The 11,036-nt window shown below is 54.8% G+C and carries 1 protein-coding gene; it reads right to left on the bottom strand.

The window, feature by feature from the left end; all coding sequences use genetic code 11:
• Positions 1-292: 292 nt before the first annotated feature.
• Positions 293-11,002 carry a LamG-like jellyroll fold domain-containing protein gene (locus V5T57_RS13565; RefSeq protein ID WP_332891771.1) on the bottom strand — a complete coding sequence of 3,570 codons (10,710 nt, stop codon included), beginning with the start codon at positions 11,000-11,002 and terminating at the stop codon, positions 293-295.
• Between the last annotated feature and the right edge of the window lie 34 nt (positions 11,003-11,036).

Here is an 11,036-nt window from a genome sequence, read left to right on the forward strand (position 1 = left end):
TGTCGAGAGTTTGCTCAACCCCCACCATCAATTGAAGACTTATTGATGTGTGATTTTGGTTTCACCTGACTATAATTAGACGCTTTTTGGTCAATAAAAAACCCAATAAGCCCTTTGATCGCTGCCTGAATGTATTCAGAAGGTTTTTCCAAAATTCTCCCCAATTGACTCCGCTTACATCATAGCTTTGCACAAAAACAAACCCCGCCTCAAAAAAGACGGGGTTTGTAATCAATCTGAGGCCACCGGTTGAAGCCGGTGGCCTTTGTGCGTTTAAAGAAGGTTCAGCGTCTTAGCTGATGTTTTGGTTGGTGATGTCGGCATCCACCAACAGGGTCGCCAAACCGTTGCTGTAGCTGTTGTAGTTGGCGTCGTTGACAGTTACATCTGCATCTTGTGTCCAGCCGCCCGAGGCCTCAACGGTATCATCGCTGTTGCCGTGGACCACCAACTGGTGGTAGGGCAGGTCATCGGCGGCAGTGGCCAGATCCAGTACATCCTGTACCGTCAACTGCATGGTCACCGCACCATCACCGGTGATATCCACCTCTTCAATGTTGCTCAAGGTGGTGCTGCCTAGGTTGCTCAGATCAAAGGTGTAGTCCTCTTCAAACAGAACCAAGGTGTCATGACCGTTGCCACCATCAATGCTGCTATCGGCGGCATCCCAAACCAGCAGATCATCTCCTTCACCACCGTTGAGTTCATCCGCACCATCACCACCCTCAATGAAGTCATCCCCATCACCACCATTAAGAACCTGGTTCCCTAGGCCGGTGCTGAGCAGATCGTTCAGGCTGGTTCCCGTTAGGGTATCCCCCACCTGATCCGCGCCACCCAGGATCGAGCCGGTGAACTCTGGGGTGATGAAGATATTGATCTGGGTTGCCACACTGTTACCCCCTTCATCCAGCACGGTTACCACAAACTCATCGGTACCCACATAGTCGCTGGAGGGGCTGTACTTCCAAGCATGAGCCTGGGAGACATACTCGATCACGCCGTGGTCCGCGCCATCGGTCACACTGGAGGTCAGGGTGTCACCATCGGCATCGGTGGCAATGGCTGCACTGGTAATGCTGACGTTGGACGCCGTGACATAGTAGTTGTCCACCAGCAGCGGTGCGTTAAAGGCCAGGGTGGGTGAGCCAAAGCCGACCAGATCGTTGCTGGCGCTGCTCATATCCACCACACCAGCGTGGGCACCAATGCTCAGATCCCAGTAACCGGCCAGGCTGGTCTCGCCACCATCCAGCTGTTGAGACATGACCTTCTGTACCGTGGCCTGATCCAGGGCATCACTCCATACCCGAACTTCATCGATCTGACCGTTAAACAGTTGGCTACCCTGATAGTCTCCACCAATGGTCATGGTGGCGCTGGCTGTGAGGGGTGAGGCTGTGACGGTGGTACCCACAGCACTACCGTTGACATACATCTGCGTGGTGCCGGTATCACGTACCATGGCCACATGGTACCAGGTGTTGGCAGCAACCGTGACGCCACTGTCGTAGCTGGAACCCGAACCCCCCAACATGCCTTGGATGGAGTAGCTGTCGGCAGCATCCCAGTTCAACATCAAACCAAAGCCCGATGCTGCGCCATCGCCATTACTGGTGATGACCTGATTAAGCCCTGAGTCGGTGCCATCCCACATGAACCAGGATTCGATGGTGAAATCGTCCGTATTGGCGGTGGCCGCTGTGGCGCTCTGGTAGTAGTCATCTTGGCCATCAAAGGTGACGGCGGCGCCGACATGACCCAAGTAGGTGGGATCGTTATCGTCACTGGCTGTGGTGCTGCCCATTTGGGCATGGCGACCGGTTTCATTGCTGTCGAAGACCGTATCGTCAACCACAATATTGAAGTCATAGTTGGCCAATAAATTGTCTTCATTATTCGGCCAAGCTTGATTGTAGCCTTCGGCGATCTCAGTGGCTGAGCGGAGATCACCCCAGACACGGACATTATCGATCATACCGTCAAAGCTATCGACGGTGCCCTGCCACTGGTCGCTACCAATGTACATGCTGGTACCCGTGGTATCGGTAAAGTCGGTGGTGAGGGTAACGGGTGAGCCTACCTGCTGGCCGTTGATGTAGAGCGTTGCTTCGCCATCGGCCACATTGTAGCTGGCCGCTACGTGGTACCAGTCACCCACCATGCTGTCACTACCGTTATAGGCGGAGATGTCAAAGCTTATCTGGGTGTCGTAGTGGGTCAGGGCCAGTGTGTCTGTGCCGGTAAAGCCAAACCACATGTTGTCTTCGGCGCTGTTGGCGGCCCCTTGAGACATGATCAGATCATAGCTGCCATCGTTTGAAGCTCGGTTGACCCAGGCTTCCAGGGTGTAGGAGCTGTTGGCGACGGAGACCCCTTCGGCAATCAGGTAATCATTACCATCAAACTGCATGGCTCCCTGGTGGGCCGCCAGCTGTACGACAGGGGCGGAACCTTCCGCCTCGGTGGTAATGGTCAGCGTTTGGTCCACTGTGTTGCCATCACTGTCCGTGCTCTGTACCACAAAGGTGTCATCCCCGGCCCAGCCGGCATCCGGGGTGTAGGTGAAGGTGCCAGCATCGGTATCCAGCTCCATGGTGCCGTGGCTTACCGCTGTGGTTATGGTACCGCTGCCGCTACCATCCTCTTCATCCCAGAAATCAAGGCGGCTGCTGATGGAGGTCTCAAAGGTGGTGGTGATGCTTTCTTCCACCACATCTGGGGCGTTGCTGACAAAATATGGGGTGCCTTGTTGGGCCAGATCGTTGGTTCCGGCCTGATCGACCAAGCTGCTTGTATCGGAACCGTTGATATTCCAATAGCCAACCAGTCCAACTTCAGAGCCTGAAAGTGGCTGTGTCATCTGTTCTTGGATCGTGGTTTGATCCAAGGAGGCTTCCCACATGCGAACTTCATCCAGCTCGCCATAGAACTGCATGGTGCCTGCAGAGTTGGTACCTATTATGACGGTCTCTGCCGGTGTGTCAGGCGTTGATGTCAGGCTGGTGGCTGTTAACGTCTGTTCTTCACCATTGACATACATTTTGGTCGTTCCATTATCACGAACCAGCGCGACATGGTACCAGAGGTTGGCATCAATGACGTAGTTGGTGTCAAAGGTGTCAATGGCATTGGCATAGTAGCCCTGAATGGAGAACGTATCCGCGGCCTCACGTGCTAGGATAATTTGCTGACCACCCGAGCTGTTGCCATTAACGACCAACCCTTGGTCGGTTCCTGCATCGGTCCCATCCCACTTAAACCAAGTCTCCATGGTGAAGTTGTCGACCGTCGTGATGCTGTTGGACGTATTGTTCATGTAGTAGTCATTCGTATTGTCAAACTTAGCCGCTGTCCCCAGATGGTTAAGGGGCAGAGGTTCCGCGGTATCACCCACCGTGACCGAGCCCATGCTGGCGTCGTTGTTGTAGGTCGAGTGGTCGGTCACCGTGCTCTCGCCATAGGCGATGTTGTCAAAGGTGTAGTTGGCCATAAGGCTGGTGTTTGTGGTATCGACGGTGATGTCCCAGTTGGCTTCGATCTCACTGGCATCACGGGCGTAGTCCCAAACCCGTACATCGTCCATTTGACCCGCAAAGTTCAGGGTATCGTTATCGGAATACTTACCGATGAACAGGTCGGAGCTATCCCCCTGAAGATCCATGGTGGTGGTGTGGCTGGTGCCGACCTGACTGCCGTTGACATAGAGGGTCTGGGTATTGGTGTCGGCATCGTAGGTTGCCGCCACATGGTACCAGGCGTCGGTCAGGGTGGTGTTGCCGCTGTCAATATCCGTGGCGGCGACACTGAGGTGATCACCAAACCAACCAAAGTTCAGATCATCGTTGGTATTAAAGCCAATGAACATACCGTTGTCGGCCACCGAGCTGCCTTGGCTGATGAAGTAATCTTCCTCCCCAGCATGGGCACGGTTAATCCAAGTCTCAATGGTAAAGGAGGTGTTGGATAGGTTGATGCCCGAGGCTTGAACATACTGTTCATCGTTGAACTGCATGACATCCTGATGCGCCATCAAACCAACCTCAGGGGCCGTACCCACCATGGGCTCACCCTCGGTGGTGACGGTGAGGGTTTGATCATACTCCTGACCATCGCCATCGGTGACGGTGATGGTGAAGGTATCATCCCCCAACCAACCACTGTCTGGGGTGTAGCTAAAGGCACCGCTGTTGCCATCGACGGTCAACGTCCCGTGGGTGACATCGGTATGGATGGCAAAGGTCATGGCGGTCCCTTCGGCATCAAAGCCTTCAAGGGTGCCATCAATGCTCATATCCTCATCGGTGTACAGATGGGTGGTATAGAGCTCAGGCCCAATGATACTCCCCAAGGTTGGGTCACTGATGCCCACGCTTAAGGTGATGTCATGACCGTTGCTGGAGAGGTCAGACAGGGTGCTACTGCCGGTCTGCTCCTGCATGGGCCAGTAGGCCACCAGGTTGGCATCGGTCAGATCCACACCGTGCATCAACTCGGCGGTGTCTGTGGCATCCAATGCACGATCCCACAGGGTGATCTCGGAGAGGGAGCCGGTGAGGGGGCTAACCGAGCTGCTGGCATCGCCAATATCACCAATGGCCAGGGTTGCGCCCGCTGTTGGGCTAAGGTCGTTCAGGGTGGTGACGGTGGCGCTGTTCTCCTCTTCACCATTGATGTAGAGGGTGGCGTTACCGGTCCGATCCAGCGTACTGGTTATGTGCATCCACTCACCCACCGCTACACTCTCTGTCGAGCTGACGGAGAGGGCGTTGGAGCCATCGTAGAAGAGTGCTGTGAGCTTGTCGGTGGCATCTTGATAGATCAACCAGCCCACACCACTGCTGTCACGGGTGTCGACCAGCGCCTGTTCCAAACCAAGCTGACCGGCCTTGAACCACAAGGAGACGGTCATATCGTCGTTGTTACCCACCAGATCAGCCCCAGCACTGAGGGTCAGCTCTTGGCTGCCATTAAAGTCAAGTGTGCGGGTGGGTAGGTTCAGGGTGTGCGCATCGCTGTTCTCAACGGCATCGGTATCCCCAAACACGGCATGGTTGGTGTTGTTGCTCTGATCTTCCACCGTTTGGGTGCCTGGCATGGTGTCATCAAAGTCATAGTAGGCCAGCAGTTCGGTTTCTGCACTGGCATCCAACGCTTCATCATAGTTGTCATCGATCTGATCTGTGGTACGGGCGCTATCCCAAATACGCACTTCATCCACCATACCGATAAAGTGATCCGTAGCGTCGCTGCCATCGTTGGGGTTGGCCCCGATCAAGACATGGGTCAGGGTTGAGCTAATGTTACCGCTGTAGCTGGCGTTGCTGGTCTGGGCGGCACCATCCACATAGACCGTTACGGTCGAACCATCATAAACACCCGCAATGTGGTGCCAATCCCCACCGGCGATGCCGCTGTCGGCGTAGGCGATGCGATAGGCCCCATCGATATAGACCGAGAAGCTGTACAGATCGCTGTCGGCATCGTAACCCAGCTCCCACCCTGCGGTGTCGGAGTTGGAGACCACATGGCTGTAACCGGTCAGGCTGGCGTCAGGGTTGACCCAAGCTTCAACGGTTAGGCTGCTGTCGGTGACGTTCAGCGCCGCGGCATCGGCCGTGACATAGGTGCTGCCATCCAGTTGCAGAATACCGCCGCTGGTGCGTAGATCCACCTCGGGGTTAACGTTGACATGAGCGGTGAGGGTGTCGGTGGAGTAGGCGCTTTCATCCACCACCGTGGTGTCCACATAATCCTGCTCTGTGGCATCATCATCGCCATCCCAGGCTTTAAAGGTGATGGAAGCGTCGCTGGTGTAGCTATCATCCTCAGGTGGGTGGAAGCGAATCAGGCGGTCGGTACCATTGGCCAGCACCAAGGCTGAGGTTTCACTCACGCTGGAGATGGTAGACCAGTTGGTTCCGCCATCCACACTGTACTCCCAAGTACCGCCGGAACCGTTGCCGACATTCAGGTCAACAATGGCAATACCCAGGGGTTGATTTTCAGGATCCAGCGCCAGGGAGCTGGTCATGCCCGCCACATTGCTCCACTCATTACCGCTGTAGTGGGCTTCAAAGGTGGTCTCCTCCAGGGCCAAGACGTTGCTGTACCAGCTGGAGCCACCCTCCAGGGTACCGTGACTCACTTCAACACTGTCTGTCACGGTGGTGCCGGTGAGATCATCGTCATCCAGGTTCCAGTAAGCCTCCAGACCATCTTCCTGACCACTCAGACCCTGCTCATAGGCATCGTCGATCTGATCTTCGCTACGGGCGACACCCCACAGACGGACATCATCAAGCTGACCGTCGTAGAAGGTGGTTGCGGTGCTGCTGTCGGCCAATTGGGCACCCAGCAGAATGTCGGTGCTGTTGTCCAGAATGCTACCGGTGTAGGTGGTTTCGGTCTCCAGATCACCATTGATATAGAGCTTCAGTGCATCCTGTGTGTCATCAAAGGTGATGGCAACATGGGTCCAAACATTAGCCTGAACCGCATAGCCGGAGTTGAAATTAATACTGCTGGTACTGGTACCGGTTTCATCTAAGGTGATCCCCAGCTTGCCGTCAGAATCAATGTAGGTCTGGAAGGCACGCAGATTGTCGCCATAGTTAAACTTACTGACCAGAACCTGATCACCATTACCGGGATCATCCGGGTTCATCCAGAACTCCAGGGTAAGCGCATCGCCGGTCAGGGCTTGGGTCTCTGTGGTGTGGCCAATCTTGACATAACCACTGGTACCATCAAAGTCCACACCGCTTAGGTTCACGGGGTTGACGATGATGGGGGCGTCGTTCTGAGCAAGGATCTGAATATCTGCGGTAAAGGCATCGCTGCTCTCGGTGCCGTCATCTGCCGTAATGGTTAGGGTACGGATGGAGGAGCTATGAATATCTTCATCTTCATTCTCATACATCACGTTATTCAGGACCAACGCATAGTTGGCCAGGGTGTCGGAACCGGAGAGGGTCAGGGTTGCTGAAGCCTCATCCCAACTGCTGACAATGTTGCCACTGTCGGTGGTGCTCAACCAGTCATCCCCATTCCCCAAGCCACCACTGAGGGTGAGGGTCATGGAGCTGAGGTTGGCATCGTCACTATCGCTCAGGCTGAAGTCGAGACCCAGGCTCTGTGCGCCACTGTTTTCGGTATACACCACCAAGCTCTCAGAGCTGATGTTCTCATAGACCGACAGCTGGTCGCCGTCAATGTTGACAAAGTCACGCAGGATGTCGTCGGTCAGGTTAATACGAGCAGGTATGGTGTTGTCTTCCAGGCTAGAGGCTTCATAGGTAAAGTCGCCATTACCGTCACCCAGGTAGATCTCAATATAGCCATCCACACGCAAGGTGGCATCCAGATCGCCATCTCCATCCAGGTCGTTCAAGCGCACCTTGTCCACACTGGTGGTGGTGAGCAGGGTGGTGTATGGGGTGGTCGAGAAGTTACCTGATCCATCGTTTAAGAAGACCTGTACACCATCATCGCTATCGTTGACCGAGGTGGCGACAATATCTACCTCTGAATCGCCATTGAGATCAGCAACCGAGAGTTCGCGGATCTGACCACCACTAAACAGGGTCGTGCTGGCGGTAAAGTTCTCATTGCCATCATTGCTCCAAATATGCACACCACTAAAGTCGGCCATGATGGCCTCTTTGCGGTTATCGCCATCCAGATCCACCATCTGCGTCATGTAGGTGGTGGTGCTGTTGCCGATGCTGATACCGGAACCTGAGGTGTTGTACCAGTCGCCATTGCCATCAATACCGCCCAAGAACAGCGCATTGGCCGCTGACTTGTAGGAGACAAAGATATCTTTGACGCCATCATTGTTGACATCGGTCACATCCACTTTGCGGGCCTGAGAGCTACCGCTAAATTGAATGCCGCTGTCGGTAAAGGTGCCATCGCCAGCGGAGAAGTAGATGGAGGTTACAGAGCCACCATCCACATAATCCTGAACGATCAGGTCGGCATCGCCATCGTTATCCAGATCACTGAGCTTAGGATCACTCAGATAACCGCTGATGGTGACATTCGAGCTGCTGGCCGGTGAACTGAAAGTGCCATCGCCATTGCCCAACAACACCTGCGTATTGAAGCTGATGCTGGTATCGGTATCATCGTAGTAGGTGATGAGCAGATCCAGGTTGCCATTGGCGTCGCCATCAATGTTACCACCGGTCATCCAGCTGCCGTTGTTGTTATCCAGGGTCAGTGTGCTCGCGGGGGCTTCAAAACCCAACTGTGGGGTGGTGGTGTTCAGCGTAATCACCGGTGCATTGGCGCTTGCAACGCTGGTGACATCAAAGGTCAGCGTATGGCTGGTGTCGCTGTAGTCCTCTTCATCGCTCACCCGGAAGGTTAGGCTGCTGTAGTTGGTGCCGCTCTCATCGGTATTGGGGCTGTAGTACAGGTAGCCCGCATCCAACTCTGCGGCGGTGATGGTGCTGCCATCGGCCAGCTCTTCACCAGCCTGGTAAATGCCGTCAAAGTTGTTCTCCATCCACAACGTACCCAGGGTGGGTATGCTATCGAAGATCACATGCTGCAGACTGTCCCCTTCGGCATCGCTGTAACCAAAGTCGCTGGTGATCAGGTTGTAGCTAGCGTTTTCAGCCATGACCACGGTGTTGTCGGCGCCGGTTGGGGTGTCGTTCTGTTCCACAATCTGGATGGTGGTGGTAAAGCTGTCACTGGTGTAGATCCCATCACTGGCCACAACGGTCAGCGCCAACTCGGTGGTTAAACCGGTGGGCTCATAGCTGCTCTCAAAGGTGACACTGTTGAGCAGAGCCGTGTAGTTGGCCAGGGTGTCTGTACCGCTTAAGGTCAGGGTGCCACTGGCTTGATCCCAGAAGGTGGTAATGTTCGACATATCGCTAGCGGCCAACCAATCTTCACCCACGGTGTAGTCGCTTAGGGTCAAGGTCAGGTAGTCTAGGTTGGCGCTGTCTGCATCGGTGATATCAAAGCCCAGACCCAGGAGCATCGCACCGCTGTTTTCCGCATAGCTGATCAATTCGGTGCCGGAGATGTTCTCAAACACCGTCAGTTGATTACCACTGATCTCAATGAAGTCCCGCAGGCTATCATTGGTCAGGTCGGTACGGGCTGGGTTGTAGTTCTCATCCAGCGCGGTGGCTTGGTGGGTCAAGGTGCCAAAGCCGTCATTCACGTGGATCTGTAGGGCGCCATCAATACGAATGGTGGCATCGATGTCGCCATCCCCATCCAGGTCATTCAAGCGCACCTTATCCCCGGAGGCGTTCGCAGCGATGCTGCTGCTGGCGGTGGTGGAGAAGTGGGCGGTATCGACCACTTGACCCTCGCCATTATTGAAGAAGACCTGTGCGGCATCGTCATAGCTGTTGTTGGAAACGGCGACGATATCCAAGAAACCATCCGCATTCAGATCTTGAGCATCCACCTCTTTAACGGTCCCGCCGCTAAAGAGGGTCAAGCCGCTGTCCACAAAGGTTCCATTGACGTTCATGGAGATGCGCACACCGTCGGTGTAGTCCGCAAAGATGGCATCCAGATCGCCATCGTTATCCAGATCTCTTAGCTTGGTGACATAGGTGTGGTAGCTGCCATCAATGGTTTGGCCGGAATCGGTATAGCTATTATCCCAGTTACCGCTGCCATCATCCCCCCCCAGCCACAGAATATTGCTGGCATCTTTATGGGAAACCATGATGTCCATAATGCCGTCATTGTTGACGTCACCCACATCCACCTTACGGGCCGTGGTGCTGCCGGTCATGGCGATGCCGGTATCGAAGAAGGTGCCATCGCCATTGGAGGTGTAGACGGTGACCACATGGCCGCCATCCACATAATCCTGCACGATCAGATCATCAAAGCCATCATCATTCAGATCCGCCAGACGTGGGTCACTGGCGTAACCATTAATGGTAATGCCCGAGCTGTTGGTCTGGTGGTTAAAGCCGCCTTCACCATCCCCCAACAACAGATCTGCGACAAAGGTGGTGTTGCTGTTGCTGCCATCATCAAACAGAACCAGGAGATCTTGGTTGCCATCGTTATTAACATCGCCCCCGGTAAACCAACCCAGGGAGTCGTGGCTTAGGGTTAGGCTGGTCTCTTGTGCTTCAAAGCCCAGAGCCGGTTGGATGTTGGTTACCGCAATGGCCGGTGCGGGGTCTGTTCCTGCCGTGACATTGACCGTGACGGTGTAGGGGTTGGTACTGTTCTCGGTACCGTCGTTGACATAGTAGCTGAACGAGGTCAGCGGTGAGCCTGTCACATTATCAACAGGGGTAAAGTAGACCGCACCACCATCCAGTGCTGAGAGAGGAATGGTGGCCCCCACAAAGCCGCTTTCGCCACTATCCCATGTACCATTGAGGTTGGCATCTAGCCACAGTTTACCTTCGGTGGTGGCATCGGGAATGGTCACCAGTTCAATGTGGCTCAGGGCATCGCCATCGGCATCAAAGTAGTTGAGCATGCTGGTGGTGATGTTGAAGTCGGTATTCTCGGTGACCGAAATGGTGCCATCGGAGCTGGTCGGCGCGGTGTTGGCCTGCGCGTTAACATCAAAGGTTAGCGTATGGCTGGTGTCGCTGTAGTCCTCTTCATCGCTCACCCGGAAGGTCAGGCTGCTGTAGTTGGTGCCGCTCTCATCGGTATTGGGGCTGTAGTACAGGTAGCCCGCATCCAGCTCTGCGGCGGTGATGGTGCTGCCATCGGCCAGCTCTTCACCAGCCTGGTAAATGCCGTCAAAGTTGTTCTCCATCCACAACGTACCCAGGGTGGGTATGCTATCGAAGATCACATGCTGCAGACTGTCCCCTTCGGCATCGCTGTAACCAAAGTCGCTGGTGATCAGGTTGTAGCTAGCGTTTTCAGCCATGACCACGGTGTTGTCGGCGCCGGTTGGGGTGTCGTTCTGTTCCACAATCTGGATGGTGGTGGTAAAGCTGTCACTGGTGTAGATCCCATCACTGGCCACAACGGTCAGCGCCAACTCGGTGGTTAAACCGGTGGGCTCATAGCTGCTC

It is taken from the genome of Magnetococcus sp. PR-3 (assembly GCF_036689865.1).
Lineage (GTDB): Bacteria > Pseudomonadota > Magnetococcia > Magnetococcales > Magnetococcaceae > Magnetococcus.